Origin of the sequence: Arthrobacter sp. JSM 101049, from assembly GCF_041679245.1 — a bacterium.
Taxonomy (GTDB): domain Bacteria; phylum Actinomycetota; class Actinomycetes; order Actinomycetales; family Micrococcaceae; genus Arthrobacter_H.
The window spans coordinates 376,052-392,242 of the sequence record NZ_JBGFFC010000003.1 but is presented as its reverse complement, the minus strand read 5'-3'; the positions used below and the strand labels follow the sequence as shown (position 1 = coordinate 392,242).

General features: G+C 68.9%; 11 protein-coding genes, 1 tRNA gene and 1 other RNA gene. 4 read left to right on the top strand and 9 right to left on the bottom strand.

All coding sequences use genetic code 11. The features are described from left to right. Positions 1–92: 92 nt before the first annotated feature. Complete coding sequence (gene ehuB, locus AB8M85_RS11285) at positions 93–1,028, bottom strand: ectoine/hydroxyectoine ABC transporter substrate-binding protein EhuB (protein ID WP_372698912.1); 936 nt, start codon at positions 1,026–1,028, stop codon at positions 93–95. 348 nt (positions 1,029–1,376) lie between these two features. Here ehuB and AB8M85_RS11280 point away from each other — a divergent pair, with 348 nt between their 5' ends. Both AB8M85_RS11280 and AB8M85_RS11275 read left to right on the top strand, forming a co-directional pair. Continuing rightward, positions 1,377–2,147, top strand: a complete 771-nt coding sequence (locus AB8M85_RS11280; protein WP_372698911.1) for a GntR family transcriptional regulator — start codon at positions 1,377–1,379, stop codon at positions 2,145–2,147. A gap of 34 nt (positions 2,148–2,181) precedes the next feature. Next, positions 2,182–2,763 carry a DinB family protein gene (locus AB8M85_RS11275; protein WP_372698910.1) on the top strand — a complete coding sequence of 194 codons (582 nt, stop codon included), beginning with the start codon at positions 2,182–2,184 and terminating at the stop codon, positions 2,761–2,763. Positions 2,764–2,781: 18 nt separating this feature from the next. On the opposite strand, the gene recR is transcribed toward AB8M85_RS11275, so the two are convergent. The 4 genes from recR to ffs form a co-directional block, all read right to left on the bottom strand. Next, positions 2,782–3,378 carry a recombination mediator RecR gene (gene recR, locus AB8M85_RS11270; protein WP_372698909.1) on the bottom strand — a complete coding sequence of 199 codons (597 nt, stop codon included), beginning with the start codon at positions 3,376–3,378 and terminating at the stop codon, positions 2,782–2,784. Positions 3,379–3,421: 43 nt separating this feature from the next. Continuing rightward, the gene (locus AB8M85_RS11265; RefSeq protein ID WP_372698908.1) at positions 3,422–6,901 is read right to left on the bottom strand and encodes a DNA polymerase III subunit gamma and tau; all 3,480 of its coding nucleotides are present in this window, start codon (positions 6,899–6,901) and stop codon (positions 3,422–3,424) included. A gap of 28 nt (positions 6,902–6,929) precedes the next feature. Then, positions 6,930–7,853, bottom strand: coding sequence for a tRNA glutamyl-Q(34) synthetase GluQRS (gene gluQRS, locus AB8M85_RS11260; RefSeq protein WP_372698907.1), 924 nt, complete (start codon positions 7,851–7,853; stop codon positions 6,930–6,932). Between the two features lie 26 nt (positions 7,854–7,879). Continuing rightward, positions 7,880–7,976, bottom strand: an RNA gene (gene ffs, locus AB8M85_RS11255) — signal recognition particle sRNA small type. 125 nt (positions 7,977–8,101) lie between these two features. On the opposite strand from ffs, the gene AB8M85_RS11250 reads away from it, so the two are divergent. Continuing rightward, positions 8,102–8,186, top strand: a tRNA-Ser gene (locus tag AB8M85_RS11250). 150 nt (positions 8,187–8,336) lie between these two features. Then, entirely contained in the window at positions 8,337–10,301 is a 1,965-nt protein-coding gene (locus AB8M85_RS11245) for an aconitate hydratase (RefSeq protein ID WP_372698906.1), read from the top strand. Between the two features lie 67 nt (positions 10,302–10,368). On the opposite strand, the gene AB8M85_RS11240 is transcribed toward AB8M85_RS11245, so the two are convergent. The 4 genes from AB8M85_RS11240 to AB8M85_RS11225 all read right to left on the bottom strand — a co-directional run bounded on the left by AB8M85_RS11240 (position 10,369) and on the right by AB8M85_RS11225 (position 15,951). Next, positions 10,369–12,087, bottom strand: coding sequence for an ABC transporter ATP-binding protein (locus AB8M85_RS11240; RefSeq protein ID WP_372698905.1), 1,719 nt, complete (start codon positions 12,085–12,087; stop codon positions 10,369–10,371). Continuing rightward, a complete protein-coding gene (locus AB8M85_RS11235) occupies positions 12,084–13,115 on the bottom strand; it encodes an ABC transporter permease (RefSeq protein ID WP_372698904.1) in 1,032 nt (343 codons plus the stop codon). The genes AB8M85_RS11240 and AB8M85_RS11235 overlap by 4 nt, the downstream gene beginning before the upstream one ends. A gap of 2 nt (positions 13,116–13,117) precedes the next feature. Continuing rightward, positions 13,118–14,203 (bottom strand): ABC transporter permease, encoded by a 1,086-nt coding sequence (locus tag AB8M85_RS11230; protein ID WP_372698903.1) that lies wholly within the window; start codon positions 14,201–14,203, stop codon positions 13,118–13,120. Positions 14,204–14,313: 110 nt separating this feature from the next. Then, the gene (locus tag AB8M85_RS11225) at positions 14,314–15,951 is read right to left on the bottom strand and encodes an ABC transporter substrate-binding protein (RefSeq protein WP_372698902.1); all 1,638 of its coding nucleotides are present in this window, start codon (positions 15,949–15,951) and stop codon (positions 14,314–14,316) included. Positions 15,952–16,191: the final 240 nt, after the last annotated feature.

Below are 16,191 nucleotides of genomic sequence, written 5' to 3'. Positions count from 1 at the left end.
GCAGTAGACGGATGATGCGGTGGCCCCGGCCCGGACCGGGCCGGGGCCACCCTCGTGCAGTAGCCGGAAGATGAGTCCCGGCCATTTGCCTGCTACTCGGCCGGTGCACCCTTGCAGAGTTCCTCGGTCGTCAGGTCCTTGGGCGGGAGGTTTTCCGCGGTGAACCCGTATTCGCCCACCACGTCAAGGTAGGACTGCTCCGATTCGGTGATCTTGGCCAGGCCCTCGTTGTAGGCCTCGCGCAGTTCGTCGTCGCCCTGGGCGAAGACGGCCGTGCCGGCTCCGATCTGCGGGGTGCCGTCGATGTCCTGCACGAAGGCGTCCGTGACCTCGACGTTGGAGTCGGGGTTCTGGTCGGCCATGAAGTTCAGCGAGATCGCGGTCATCGCGAAGGCGTCGGCGCGGCCGTTGTTCACGGTGTCCATGCCGGTCTGCGCGTCGGGAACCGACTGGACCTTGAGGCCCAGCGAATCGGCGTAGCCGGCTTCGATGCCGCCAGCGAGCACGGCGAGCTTGATGTCCTCGCCGCCGTCTTCCTTCTTCTTGACGGAATCGAGGTCGGTCAGGCCCTTCGGGTTGCCCTTCTGGACCATCAGCGCGGTGGTGTACATGATGGCCGGGTCGGCGAAGTCGGCGTTGGCGCAACGATCCGGCAGGATCGACATGCCGGCGCTGACGGCGTCGAAGCGACCGGCCGTCAGGCCCGGAATCAGGCTGTTCCAGTCGACCAGAACGGTATTGACGTCGTCGATGCCCATTCCGCCGTAGATCTTCTTGGCCAGGGCGATGGTCGCGCCGGTGGCCTTGCCGTCCTTCTCGTAGGAATACGGGGCCTCGCCGGCGATGGCGACGGTGATCGAGCCCTTGTCCTTCAGGGACTGCAGGTGACCCTCGCCGGCCGCGACCGACGAATTGCCGCCATCGGCACCTTCGGTTGTCGTCGAGCCGCCGCACCCGGTGAGTGCAAGCGACAGGGAGGCCAGGACGGCGCCGGATGCCAGCAGCCGGCGGCGGAACGTGCGGATCATGATGTACCTCTTTCAGGTCACGGGCGCCCGGCCTACCACGCCTCCCGAGGTGGCGTGGCGGCCGGGCAGACCCGACCGATGGTGCTGAGTGGTGTAAATCACGCTAGTCATGAAAAAGTCAATTGACAATCCGACGTTCCAGACGTCGGATTGTCTACAACGATACCGTGGAGTCCGGAAGAACCGCAGATTGGCGGGGTTTCCGGTGGGTCGGCAGCGGTGGATAGGGCACGTTCGTCCGCCTGTGGCCGACCGTCACGATTAAGTTACGATCGAGCAGCGGCGGGCCGGAACCGGACATTCGGGCCTGTTTCCCGTCCCCCGCACCTGTCCCAGAACGGAGCTCTCATGCCCACGGCCCAACATTCGACGGCGCCGGGGATGGCCCGCGTCCAGCGTTCCTCGACCGTCGACCTGATCACCGTTCAGCTGCGCAATGCGATCTACGAGGGGCTGCTCCTGCCCGGCGCCCAAATCCACGAAGCGGCAGTTGCCGAGCAGCTCGGCGTCAGCCGCGGGTCCCTGCGCGAGTCGGCCCAGCGCCTGGTCCAGGACGGACTGCTGGTCGCCCGCCCGGGGCAGGGCCTGCGTGTGGCGACCGTCGGCGTGGACGACCTCGAGGCGCTGTATGCCACCCGCCTGGCCATCGAGGGTGCCGCGATCCGCACCGTGGCGTCCCTGGGCAGCGTCCGGGAACGACGTCGCCGGCTGGCCCGGGCCCTGTCCCTCCTGGACCGGCTGGAAGGACTCGGCCGGCAGGCCGTCGGACCCACGAGTCCCCGCGTCATCGGGGACATGGACCTGGAGCTGCACTTCGAAACCGTCCAGGCCGCGGGGAACCAGCGGCTGGCCCGGTTCATGAGCACGCTGGTCATGGAGACCCGGATGGCCAGCCTCGGGCACCCGGAGGGCTACATCGTGCGCACCGATGTCCACGGGGTCCATCGTGAACGGTTGGAGTTCATCAGCGCGGGGAAGGGCGACGCAGCGGTGGCCCAACTTGCGGCGCACTTCGCCGACACTGTGAACCGGCTGACGGGCCGGCTGCCGGGACCGGTGGCCACCGCACTGGTCGACCTGGCCGAAGGCGAGCAGCGACTGGGTCCGATCAACGCCTAATGCGCCGGGAGCCGGTGCGGCCTACGCTGGGGTCATGCTGACGCATAAGGAGGTCCTCACCCGGTACCTGCAGAACCAGCGCGATGCCTTGCTGTGGAAGGTCGACGGCCTCGACGAGTACGACCTGCGCCGTCCCCTCACGCCCACCGGAACCAACCTGCTCGGGCTGCTCAAGCACCTGGCGAGCATCGAGTACGGCTATTTCGGGGACGTCTTCGGCCGGCCGGCGCCGGAACCCATGCCGTGGATGGAGGACGACGCCGAGGACAATGCCGACATGTTCGCCTCCGCCGACGAGAGCGCCGAAGGGGTGATCGGCTTCTACCACCGGGCCTGCCGCCATGCCGACGAGACGATCGCGGCCCTGGACCTCGACGCGGAGGGCTTTGTGCCGTGGTGGGGACCCGACCGCGGCCACACGACCCTGCAGCTGCTCCTGGTCCACATGATCGCCGAGACGGCCCGGCATGCCGGGCACGCTGACATCGTCCGGGAGGCCATCGACGGGGCGGCCGGATTGTCGGCGCGCAACGGGAACCTCCCGCCCGGCGACGCCGGCTGGTGGGAATCCCATCGGGACCGGTTGCAGTCAATCGCGGAGCAGTTCAGGGACTAGCCGGACCGGTCCGGGGGCTCAGGACATGACGCGGCGGCCCTCGAAGGCCCGCCCCAGGGTGACCTCGTCGGCGTATTCCAGATCTCCGCCCACAGGCAGGCCCGAGGCCAGCCGCGAGATCTTGATGCCGATCGTGGAGAGCATGCGGGCCAGATAGGTCGCCGTCGCCTCGCCCTCCAGGTTCGGGTCGGTGGCGATGATGACCTCGGAGATCTTGTCGTCGTGCAGGCGTCCGAGCAGCTCGCGGATGTGCAGCTGGTCGGGCCCGACCCCGGCGATGGGATTGATGGAGCCACCGAGCACGTGGTAGCGCCCCCGGAACGAGCGGGTCCGCTCGACGGCCATGACGTCCTTGGATTCCTCCACCACGCAAAGCACGGTGTCGTCGCGGCGCGGGTCACGGCAGATGTTGCAGGTCTCGTCCTCGGTGACGTTGAAGCAGACCGAGCAGAACTTCACCTTGTCCTTGACCGCGCGGATGGCGTCGGCCAGCCGGTTCATGTCCTCCGGGTCGGCCTCCAGGACGTGGAAGGCGATCCGCTGGGCGGACTTGGGGCCGATGCCGGGCAGCCGACCGAACTCGTCGATCAGCTCTTGGACTGCACCTTCGTACACGAAACCTCACACTGCAATGTCGGATGACGGTTCCGGAGGGAACCTAGATGACCGGGGTGCCGTCGTGGTTGCGCTCCTCGATCAGGCGGCCGTTGAGCAGGCGTTCGATCGCCGGCCGGCCGACCACCCCGGATTCCTCGATGGAGATGTCATCATCGCTGGGAATGTCCTCAACGTACCTAGATTCTACGTCCGCCGGCACGTTCTGCGTTGCTGCCCCGCCGCCGGGACGCGGACCCGCTGCGGTCCCACCTGCCTGCGGTTCCCTGGCCTTGGCCTGGTTCAGCAGCTGCTGGTAGCGGCTCATCGGCTTGCCCGGTGCCGGCCGCGGTGCCTCCCGGGGAGGTGCCACCGAGGACGACGGCGGTGCCCCGGCACCCGTTGCCGGTGCGGGTCCAGTTCCCGGAACCGGTGCCACCGGTGCACCCGGGGCCGGTGCGGCTGCGGTGCCGGGGGCGGGCGCGGCCGGCGCCGCCGTCAGGTCCTGGAGCGCGGGGGCGGTCGGCCGTTCCGCCGACGGTGCACCCCGACGGCCCACCGGGACGGGCTCGACCGGAACCGGGCCGGCGGGACGCTGCCAGGTCTCGCCGTCCGGATCGGTGCCGCCACGGGTGGCTGGTTCGGGGGAAGTTTGGCTGTTCGACGGGGTGGAGGGAACAGCCGGGGCGTCCCAGGGAGCCACGGGCACGTTGTCGCTGCCCCAGTCGTAGCCGCCGTCGTCTTCGGGCTCCGGCCCGAAGTCCGTGGGTCCTTCGTCCGGGAACGGGGCTGCCGCCGGACGCTGCTGGCGGTTTGGCGGCGTCGTGGCCCGCCGCTGCCGCAGGGCCGCCGCCGGGCCGGTTGCCGCCGGTCCGCTCGGTGCGGGCGCGGCTGCCTGGGGGGCAGGTGACGCAGGGCGCGGCGCGGCTGCCGGAGCTGGGGCGGCGGCCTCGGGACGCGGAGCAGCGGCTGTATGTGCCGCGGTCTCGGCGCGTGAAGGAGCAGGGGCGGGTGCCGCGGCGGCGGGTGCACCCTGGCGGCCGGGGCGCTGGGTCTCATCCGCACGATCGGCGGGACCAGCAGACGGGGCAGGCCGTGGCGCAGCAGAGGGTGCGGGGTGAAGCGCAGCCGTCGGGACGGCTGCCGCCGGACCATCGTCCGTGCGGGGCGCGGGCCGTGCCGGTTCCCGAGGGGCGTCCGGTTGCCGGTCCTGCTGGTTCTGCTCGGAAGCGGGGGACGGGCGCGACGGCTCGTCCTGGACGCGGGGCGCTGCTAGGGGACCGCGGGACGCCGGCGCTGGCCGGCGCTCAGCTTTTGGGCCCGAACCACCCGCCGGAGCGGAACCCCCGGCTGTGATGACGATCTCGGGGGTCAGCCCCAGGACCTTGTGGATGCTGCGTTGCAGCAGCTCGACGTTGTCCTGCTTGGCCGAGAAGGCCTTCATCGGGCCCGGATTGGCGAAGGCAACGGTGAGCGTCCGGCCGTCGTACCCGGCCAGGGAGGCATGCGGCTGGATCGTCAGCCAGACGAATTTCTTCTCCTCGCGCAGCGCATCCATGATCTCCGGCCAGGCCCTGCGGAACATCTCTACCGATCCGGCCGCGCCACCGGAGTCCCGGGTACCGGCGTCCTGCCGCGCGTCCCCTGGGCCCGGCTCGACGTCGCCGGTGGGGTGGAGGACGGCTGGATCCGTGGGAGCCGACGCTGCCGCCGGGTCGCCGGTGCCCGGCTGGTTCGGAGTCTGGCTGCCGGCCGGTCCGATGACGGGATCGGCCGCGGGAGCGGCAGGTGATGCCGGACGGGCCGGCTCGTCCTCGACCGGACCCCAGGTGCCGCCCCAATCGGGGGACGGCTGGGATGCGGCCGCCGGGGCCTGGGGTGCAGTCGCGGCCGGGCCGTCGGAGGTCCAGCGTTCGTCGCCGGTGCCCGGGGTCGTGGGCTCACCGGAGAGGTCATCCGTGGCTTGGCCAGACACATCGCCGGGAGTGGCTGCGGGGACCTCGGATGGCGAGGGTTGCGGAACGGCGGCTTCTGCCGCTTCCGGTGCCGGCGTCTCGGCTGCTGCCGGGGAATGGGCCGGCTCCGGTGCGTGGGTTGGCTCGGGCGCCGGGGCAGGGGTGGGCTCGGGTGCGGGCGCCTCCACCGGTGCGGCGGGAGCCGCGGCGGCGGGTACGGCGGACGGCTGGTCCTTGCCGCGGGCGGCGCGCAGTGCCTCACGCACGGCGGCAGCCCCCTGGGGGCCACCGCCCTGGGGACCGGCAGGGGAGTCGAAGCCCGTGGCAGCCGGGGAGGCACCGCCGTCGTGCGCTGGCATTCTCGGGCTGGCGGCGCTGGCGGAGTCCTGTGCCGGCGATCCGGCGGGGACCTCGGGGACGTCGCCGGCGTAGCTGAGCCGGCGCTCGATGCGGTCCACGCGGGCGTTGACGCCGCGTTCGGTGGCGTCGGAGGCGGGCAGCAGCAGACGGGCGCAGAGCAGTTCCAGGTGCAGGCGCGGGCTGGTGGCGCCGGTCATCTCGGTCAGCGCCTGGTTGGTGACGTCGGCGCTGCGGCTCAGTTCGGCGTGGCCGAGCAGCGAGGCCTGCTGGTTCATCCGGTGCAGCTGGTCCTCGGGCAGGCCGCGGATGACCTGGGCGGCGCTCTCGGGCATCGCCTTGACGATGATCAGGTCGCGGAAGCGCTCGAGCAGGTCCTCGACGAAGCGGCGCGGGTCGTGCCCGGTCTGGATGACCCGGTCGACCGCCGAAAAGACGGTGGCGGCGTCTTGGGCGGCCATCGCGTCGACGACGTCGTCCAGCAGGGAGGCGTGCGTGTACCCGAGCAGGGAGACGGCGAGCTCGTAGTCCAGCCCGTCGGGGCCGGCACCGGCGATGAGCTGGTCCAGGACCGAGAGCGAGTCGCGGACCGATCCGCCGCCGGCGCGGATGACCAGCGAGAGGACGCCCGGGGCGACGGCGACGTTCTCCTGGGCGCAGAGCCGCTCCAGGTAGGCCATCAGCGGTTCGGGCGGGACGAGCCGGAAGGGGTAGTGGTGGGTGCGCGAGCGGATGGTCCCGATGACCTTGTCCGGCTCGGTGGTCGCGAAGATGAACTTGATGTGCTCCGGCGGCTCCTCGACGATCTTCAGCAGGGCGTTGAACCCGGCCGAGGTGACCATGTGGGCCTCGTCGATGATGAAGATCTTGTAGCGGTCGCGCACCGGGGCGAACGTGGCGCGTTCGCGCAGGTCGCGGGCGTCGTCGACGCCGCCGTGGGAGGCCGCGTCGATCTCGATGACATCCAGGGAGCCGGCACCGCCGGTGGCCAGTTCGCGGCAGCTGTCGCACTGCCCGCACGGGGTCGGAGTCGGGCCCTGGGCGCAGTTCAGGCAGCGCGCGAGGATGCGGGCCGACGTGGTCTTGCCGCAGCCGCGCGGACCGGAGAAGAGGTAGGCGTGGTTGACCCGGTTCTTCGACAGGGCAGCCATCAGGGGAGTGGTGACGTGCTCCTGCCCGATCACGTCCGCGAAGGTATCCGGACGGTAGCGACGGTAAAGGGCTGTACTCACGCCTTGAAGCCTATCTGTTTCGCGGGGCTCATTGCATCCCTCGCCAGGCGGTGGGAAAGCCGGTGAAAACCCATGGTTCGCGGGGCAGCAGCGCCGGGTCGAAGGCCTCCAGTGCGGCATCCAGCGAGCCGCCGGGAAGGCCCGCCGATTCCAACAGCACCGTGCGCACCCGCTCGACGGAGACACCGTCCTCGCGGAGCTGGCCCAGTGTGACGGATCCGTCGCGTTTAGCTAGCCGCCGGCCCTGCCCGTTGAGCACCAGCGGCACGTGCGCGTACTGCGGCAACGCCGGTCCGCCGCTGCCGCGCAGCCCGGCCAGGAGCGTTCCCAGGTACGCCTGCCGCGGGGTCGAGGGCAGCAGGTCATCGCCACGGACCACCTGGTCGATGCCCTGCAGCGCATCGTCGACCACGACGGCGAGGTTGTAGGCCGGCACGCCGTCATTGCGCACGACGACGAAATCGTCCACGAGGCCGGTGAAGTCACCGTGGAGCACATCGGTGATGGTGTACTGCACGACGTCGGTGCGCAGCCGCCAGGCTGCCGGGCGCTCGGCCCGCCGGACGGCGCGTTGCTCCTCGGTCAGGTTCCGGCAGGTGCCCGGGTACGCGCCGGGGGCCGCATGGGGCGCCGAGGGCGCCTCGGCGATGTCGCGCCGGGTGCAGAAGCACTCGTAGAGCAGGCCCGCCTCGCGCAGGGCGGCGATGGCGGCGAGGTACCCGTCGGCGCGTTCGGTCTGCCGGACGACGGGCCCGTCCCAGTCCAGTCCGATGGCGTGCAGGTCCGCCAGCTGGAGCTCCTCGGCGCCGGCGCGGGCCCGGTCCAGGTCCTCGAAGCGCAGCAGGAAGTCCCGGCCCGTGGAGCGGGCGAACAGCCAGGCCAGCAACGCGGTGCGCAGGTTGCCCAGGTGCAGTTCGCCCGAGGGGCTGGGTGCGTAGCGTCCGGCGCCCATGTCGGCCTCCTCGCAGGCGGTGGGTACGTAAAGACCCCTCATGCACCTGCCAGAGCCCACCTACCCTTGCTACCTTCCGGTCCTGGGGGAGTTCGGCGGGATGACACCACATGAGGGGCCGACAAATAGTGTACCCGACATCGGCCTGTGTCCGCTCCGGGTCGGGGTGCCGGGCAGGGGCGGTGTGGCGCCGATTCGGCCTGCGGCATTTCTTCCGGTAAGCTGGAGCCTGCTCTTTTGGGCAATCTGGAGGATTCGCCTAGCGGCCTATGGCGCACGCCTGGAACGCGTGTTGGGTTCACGCCCTCGGGGGTTCAAATCCCCCATCCTCCGCGGATACAAAAGCGGCCCTGACATGGAACGATGTCGGGGCCGTTTTTGTTTGCCGACCGTTTCCCTGTCGGCATCCCCTCTTCTTGCCTAGCATGGACAGTGGGTCCGCAGCCGGCCCGGTAGCGGACCGCAAGCCGGAGGGAGCCCACCATGACCACGCAGTCCGCCAGTTCTCCAGCCCGCAACGTCGCCCAGCAGCTGATCGCCTCGCACCTAGTCGAGGGCAAGATGGTGCCGGGCGAGGAAGTGGGCATCTCGATCGACCAGACGCTGACGCAGGACGCCACCGGGACCATGGTCATGCTAGAGCTGGAGGCCATGGGCCTGGACCGGGTGAAGACCGAGCTCTCGGCGCAGTACGTCGATCACAACCTGCTGCAGACCGATGCGAAGAACCCCGAGGACCACCTGTTCCTGCAGTCCGCCGCCCAGCGTTTCGGCCTCTGGTACTCCAAGGCCGGCAACGGGGTCTCCCACCCGGTCCACCAGTCGCGTTTCGGCAAGCCGGGGGCCACCATGGTCGGCTCCGACTCGCACACCTGCGCCGCAGGGGCGATCGGCATGCTCGCCATCGGGGTCGGCGGACTCGAGGTGGCCATGGCCATGGCCGGTGAACCGCTCTACGTGAACATGCCGGAGATCTGGGGCATCGAGCTGACCGGCGAGCTGCCCGACTGGGTCTCGGCCAAGGACGTGGTCCTCGAGATGCTGCGACGCCACGGCGTCAAGGGCGGCGTCGGCCGGATCATCGAGTACCACGGCCCGGGGCTGGAGGGGCTGACGGCCATGGACCGCCACGTCATCGCGAACATGGGGGCCGAGCTCGGTGCCACGACCACCGTGTTCCCCGCCGATGCGGCAGTGCGCGACTACCTCGAAGCCGTCGGCCGCGCCGGGGACTTCACCGAGCTGATCGCCGATCCCGGCGCCGGCTACGACGTCACCGACTCCATCGACCTCTCGTCGCTGGAGCCGCTGATTGCCAGACCCTCGTCGCCGGGGAACGTGGTGACGGTGGCCGAGGCGGCCGGCGAGGACGTGTTCCAGGTCGTCGTCGGTTCCTCCGCGAACCCCGGCCTGCGCGACTTCGCCGTCGTCGCCGAGATCCTCGACGAACGCCAGACCCACCCGCAGGTTTCCGTCGACATCAACCCCACCTCGCGCGAGGTCCTGGCCGACCTCATCGCCGGCGGCTGGCTGACCCGGCTGGTCGGCGCCGGGGCGCGGATCCACCAGTCGGGCTGCATGGGCTGCATCGGGATGGGCCAGGCGCCGGCCACCGGCCGCAACAGCCTGCGCACCATGCCGCGGAACTTCCCGGGCCGTTCGGGCACGGAGGAGGATGCCGTCTGGTTGTGCTCGCCGGAGACCGCCGCAGCCGCTGCGCTGACCGGCAGGATCACCGATCCGCGCGAGCTCGGCAGCGAGCTGGGCCTGGCGTATCCGCGCCCGGAACTGCCGGCGGTCTTCAGCCAGAACACCAGCATGCTCCAGGCACCCCTGCCCCCGGAGGAGGCGGCCGCCGTCGAACTGGTCAAGGGGTCCAACATCTCGTCCCTGCCCGACTTCGACGCCATCGCCGACGACCTCGACCTGCCGGTCCTGTTGCAGATGGACGACAACGTCTCCACGGACGAGATCATGCCCGCCGGTTCACGCGTGCTGCCCTTCCGCAGCAACATCCCCAAGATCGCCGACTTCAGCTTCACCCGCATCGACCCCGACTACCCGGCCCACGCCAAGGCCGCCGAGAAGGGCCACGCGGTGGTCGCCGGGGAGAACTACGGGCAGGGTTCCTCGCGTGAACACGCGGTCATCGCCCCGCGCTACCTGGGGTTGCGCGTGGTCGTGGCCAAATCCTTCGCCCGCATCCACTGGCAGAACCTGGCCAACTTCGGCATCCTCGCCCTGGAATTCACCGATCCCGGCGACTACGACGCCGGTGCCCCGGGGGAGCGGTTGGTCATCCGCGGGCTGCGGGCCCAGTTGGAGGCCGGACACGACGTGGCCGCCACGCTGGGCGGCAAGGAGATCGTGCTGCGCCAGAAGCTGTCCCGGCGGCAGGTGGGCATGGTCGTCGCCGGCGGGAGGATCCCGGCGGCCGTCAAGGGGTAGCCGGACGCGCAACGGGCCCCCGGATGGGTCCGGGGGCCCGCTGTCGTGCGGCGTCGTGTTCCGCTGGTCAGCTCGGTAGCAGGTCGCGGTTGGCGGCCCGACGGCGGGCCTGCTCGGCCGGATCGGGGACCGGCAGCGAGGCGATCAGGCGCCGGGTGTAGTCATGCTGGGGGTTGCCCATGATCTGGCTGCCGACGCCCTCCTCGACGAGTTCGCCCCGGTAGAGGACCCCGACCCAGTCCGCGAGCATGTCGACCACCGCCAGGTCGTGGCTGATGAACAGCGCCGCAAAGCCGTACTCTCGCTGGATTTCCTTGAACAGCTCCAGCACGGTGGCCTGGACCGACACGTCCAAGGCGCTCGTGGGCTCGTCGGCGATCAGCAACTTCGGGTTCAGCGCCAGCGCCCGGGCCAGGCTGGCCCGTTGCCGTTGCCCGCCGGAGAGCTCATGCGGATAGCGGTCGACGAACCGGCCCGGAAGCTGGACCGCGTCCATCAGCTCACGCACCCTTTCACGGGCCTTGGACGCGGAGGTTGCCTCGTGGACCCACAGGGGCTCGGCCACGCATTCGCCGATGGTCAGATGCGGGTTGAACGAGGCGGCGGGGTCCTGGAAGACGAAGCCGATGTCCTTGCGCAACGGCTTGAAGGTCCGCTCCCGGAAATCGCGCATCTCGTACCCCAGAACCTCCAGGCTGCCGCCGGTGATCTTGTTCAATCCGGCAATCGAGCGCCCGATCGTCGTCTTGCCCGACCCGGATTCGCCCACCAGGCCGTAGACCTCGCCGGCCGAAATCTGGAACGAGACCTTGTTGACCGCGTGGAAGCTGGACTTGCCGATCCCGCCGGGAAATTCGACGTCCAGCCCCGTCGCGCGGACCAGCACCTCCGCCTCTGAGTGGGCCCGCTCCGTCAGCCCGGCCGAGGCCGAATTGCGGCCCAGATGGGGCACTGCCCCGAGCAGTTCCCGGGTGTACTCCTGCCGGGGGTTGGCGAACAGCTCCGCCACCGGCGCCTCTTCCACCACGTCCCCGCGGTACATGACCACGACCCGGTCGGCCAGGTCCGCAACGACGCCCATGTTGTGCGTGATGAGCACGATCGAGGTCCCATCGCGGGTCTGCAGTTGCCGGAGCAGCTCCAGGATCTCGGCCTGGACGGTGACATCGAGGGCGGTGGTCGGCTCGTCGGCCACGATCAGCCCCGGATTCAGGGCCAGCGCCGCGGCGATGACCACGCGCTGCTTCTGCCCGCCGGAGAACTGGTGGGGGTAGTAGTCCACCCGCCGCTCCGGGGCCGGGATGCCGACCTTGGACAGCGCCTCGATCGCCCGCGCCTTGGCCTCCTTCTTCGAGACCCGGGTTCCGGAGCCCGCGTGGGCACGGATCCCCTCGGCGATCTGCCACCCGACCGTGTGGACCGGGTTCAGTGCAGTGGAGGGTTCCTGGAACACCATGGCGACGTCGCGGCCGCGCAGCGCCCGCAGCTGGCGGGGGCTGACCGAGATGACGTCGGCGCCGTTGACCAGCACGACGCCGGAGCTGGCCGCCGTTTCCGGCAACAGCCCCAGGATCGTCTTGGCGGTGACCGTCTTGCCCGAACCGGATTCGCCGACGATCGCGACGACCTCGCCGGGGGCGACATCCAGGCTCACGTCGTTGACGGCGTGGACATCACCGCCATCGGTCGCGAAGGTCACCTCCAGCCCGGAAATGGACAGGACGGGCCCGGAATCGTTTCCTGGTGCCGTTTCCCCGGGGGTGCCGGGGGTGGTTGCGTGGCTCATTTGGCGGCCTCCATTCCGGTTCCATCCACATCGGCCGTGGTCGGCACGTAGCCGCCGCGGCGCTTGTTCCGTCCGGCGCGGCGCCGGCCCCGCAGCCGCGGGTCGTTCAGGTCGTTCATGGACTCGCCCACGAGGGTCAGGCCGAGCACGGTCAACACGATGGCCAGGCCGGGGAAGAGCCCGGTCCACCAGATGCCGCTGGTGGCATCGGAGAGTGCCTTGTTCAGGTCGTATCCCCATTCGGAGGCCGAGGTGGGCTCGATGCCGAAACCGAGGAAGCCCAGCCCGGCGAGGGTCAGGATCGATTCGGCGGCGTTGAGGGTGAAGATCAACGGCATCGTACGGGTCGCATTGGGAAACACGTGCCGGGCGATGATGCGGATGTTCGAGGTGCCGATGACCTTGGCCGATTCCACGAAGGGCTCGGCCTTGAGGCGGATTGTCTCGGCGCGGGCCACCCGGAAGTACTGGGGGATGAAGACCACGGTGATCGAGATCGCCGCCGCCATGATCCCGCCGAAGAGGCTGGACTGCCCGCCGCTGATCACGATCGACATCACGATGGCCAGCAGCAGTGCCGGGAAGGCGTAGATCGCATCGGCGACCACGACGAGGACGCGGTCGACCCAGCCGCCCAGGTAGCCCGAGACCAGGCCCAGGATGACCCCGGCGAAGATCGACAGGAGGACACCCAGAATGATGACCAGTGCGGCCGTTTGGGCTCCCCACACCACGCGGGAGAAGACGTCGTATCCGCCGACGGTTGTTCCCCAGATATGGGCCGCGGAGGGGGCCACTTGCGAGCCGAAGCGACCGGCGTCATCGGCGGCCTGCGCGTAGCCGTAGGGTGCGATCAAGGGGGCGAAGATCGCGGTCAGGAAGAAGACCCCCGACAGGACGAGGCCGATGACCAGCATGGTGCGCTGCAGCCCGACGCTTTTGCGCAGGTGCGAGATGATCGGCAGCCTTTTCCACCCGGGTTGCCTCACCGACTGCGGGGTGGACGGCGTCGTGGTGGTGGAGGTCATGGTCAGTACCTCACTCTCGGGTCGATGAGGGCGGCGATGACGTCCACCAGGAAGTTGGTCAAGGCCACGATCACGGCCATGAGCATCACGATGCCCTGGACCGCGACGAAGTCGCGGGCCGTGAGGTATTCGGCGAGCATGAAGCCCAGTCCCTTCCAGCCAAACGTGGTCTCGGTCAGGATGGCCCCGCCCAGCGTCATGGCGATCTGCAATCCCATGACGGTGACGATCGGGATCAGGGCCGGCTTGTAGGCGTGCTTGGTGACCAGGCGGTATTCGCTGACGCCCCGCGAACGGCCGGCCTCGACGAAGTCGGATCCCAGTGTGCCGATGAGGTTGGTGCGGACCAGGCGGAGGAACACCCCGCCGATCAGCAGCCCGAGGGCGATCGCCGGCAGAACGGCGTGCTGCAGGACGTCCAGGGCGATCGTCAGGTTCCCCGCGCGCAGCGCATCGAGCAGGTAGATGCCCGAGGGGTTGCGCAGGTTCGAGAGTTCAGGCAGGTAGCTGGTCCGGCCCGCGACCGGGAGCCAGCCGAGCCAGACGGAGAAGATCAGCTTCAGCAGCAGGCCGGCAAAGAAGACCGGGGTGGCGTAGCACAGGATGGCGAAGAAGCGCATGAACGCATCCGGCAGCCGGTCCCGCTTGTAGGCGGCGATCATGCCGAAGGGGACGCCCACGACGAAGGCAACGATCAGCGCGTAGATGACCAGTTCGAGGGTGGAGGTGCCGTACTGGGCCAGGATCTCGGTCACGGGACGGTTGTCGGACAGCGTGGTCCCGAAGTCTCCGTGCAGGATGTTGCCCAGGTAATCGAAGTACTGGACGATGACCGGCCGGTCGTATCCGGCGGCATGGATGCGCTCGGCCAGCTGCTCCGGGGGCAGGCGGCCGCCCAGGGCGGCACTGATGGGGTCGCCGGTGATCCGCATCAGGAAGAAGACCATGCTGATCAGGATGAAGATGGTGGGGATGATCAGCAGGAACCGGATCACCAGATAGCGGGCCAGGCCGAGCCCCTGGTTCTTGGGCTTCTTTTCCAGAACCGGGGCGGCCCCGCCCGGTTCCGTGTCGCTTACTACAGTCATGTCTCCCTAAAATCATGTGCCCCGGATCCAGCGGACCCCGGCTCTGGACGGCAAGCGGGGTGGGGCGGCCACATGTTGTGATGACCGCCCCACCCCCTGGGCCCGGTGTGCTACTTCTTCGAGATCACACCGATCCGGAACTTGTAGGACGGATCCAGGGTGCTCTTGACGCCCTCGACATCCTTGCCGGCGATCGCCACCGTCGAACCTTGGAGGATCGGCAGCGTGGAGAGGTCCTGGGCGACTTCGGACTGGATCTCGCCGATCAGGTCCTGGCGCTTCTGCTTGTCCGTGGTGACCTGCTGTTCTGCGATCAGCGAGGCCACCTTGTCGTCCGAGTAGTGGTTGGCCAGGAAGTTGCCCGGTGCGAAGAACGGGGTCAGGTAGTTGTCGGCGTCCGAGTAGTCCGGGAACCAGCCGAGCTGGTAGATCGGGTAGACGTCCTGGGTGCGGTCCTTGTTGTACTGGACCCACTCGGTGGACTGCAGGTTGACCTTGAAGAGCCCGGTATCCTCGAGCTGCGACTTCACCATCGCGTACTCCTCGCCGGAGGACGGGCCGTAGTGGTCCGCGTTGTACTGGATGTTCAGCGACACGGGGGTGTCGACGCCGGCCTCTTCGAGGCGCTTCTTAGCCCGGTCTGCATCCGGACCGCCCTCGCCGTCGCCGTACATCTCCTTCAACGGCTCGGTCGCACCCGGCAGGCCGGAGGGGACGAAGGAATACACCGGGGTGTAGGTGTCCTTATAGACCTGGGTGGCGATGGCCTGCCGGTCGAGGGAATCCGCCATGGCCTGGCGGACTGCCAGGGCCTTGTCCGCATCGTCCTTCGAGGTCTTGGCGCCGTACGGCATGGTGTTGAAGTTGAAGACGATGTAGCGCAGCTCGCCGCCGGGGCCCTTGAGGACCTTGACGTTGTCGTCCTTTTCCAGGTCCGCGATATCGGTCGCGGAGAGGCTGCGGAACGCGACGTCGATGTTGCCCTGCTGGACGTCGAGCTTCAGGTTGTTGGCGCTGGTGTAGTACTTGTAGTTCACCGTCTCGGACGCGGGCTCGCCCAGCAGGCCCTTGTAGCCGTCGAACGCCTGGTAGGTCACCAGTTCGTTCTTCGTGTAGTTGGTGATCTCGTACTGGCCGGCGAAGGCCTTGCCCTTGACGATCGTGCTGTCGGCGGTGACCTCGTCGGGCGAGAAGACCTCCTCGTCCACGATCGGTGCCGCCGCGCTGGTCAGCACGCCCAGGAAGGTCTGGTCGTTGCCGGCCTTCAGGTGGAACACCACGGTGGAATCATCCGGGTCCTCGACATGGTCCAGGTTGCCCAGGAGCGCGGCCGGACCCTGCGGGTCGGCGATGGACACGACGCGGTCGAAACTGAACTTCACGTCGGAGGAGGTGAGATCGTGGCCGTTGGCGAACGTCAGTCCGTCCTTGAGCTTGACGGTGAATTCCTTGGGCGAGGTGAACTCCGCCGACGTCGCGATGCCCGGCTCCGGCTCGGCACTGCCGGGCTTGGAGTTCAACAGGAAGGGGTAGACCTGGGTCATGACCGTCAGCGAACCGTTGTCGTAGGCACCGGCCGGGTCCAGTGAAACGATCTTGTCAGTGGTTCCGACGGTTACGGTCGAGCCGCTGTCGCCGCTGCCGCCGTCGGAAGAACTCTCGACGGGCCCGGTGCACGCGGTGAGCGATAGCGCACCGATGCCTGCGGTGGCCAAGGCCGCGCGCAGAACACGCTTCGATCTGGTCATGGTGTGAACTCCCTTGTTGTCGCCTCGTTGCGCAGATTCCGCTGCACGACGCATGAAAAGTGTGATGTACCACTCATTCGTACTTAAGATTCCTACCAGAAAACCGCGGCTGCAGGGCACCTGCAGCCGAAACCGTGATCAGATTGTCGCCCGACTGGGCTGCGCGGACCCATGTTGCCAGGATCCAGGGCCTACTTTCCCCGGATCGTCCAGAAGGCATGGGGCTGGCGCCGGGCCCGG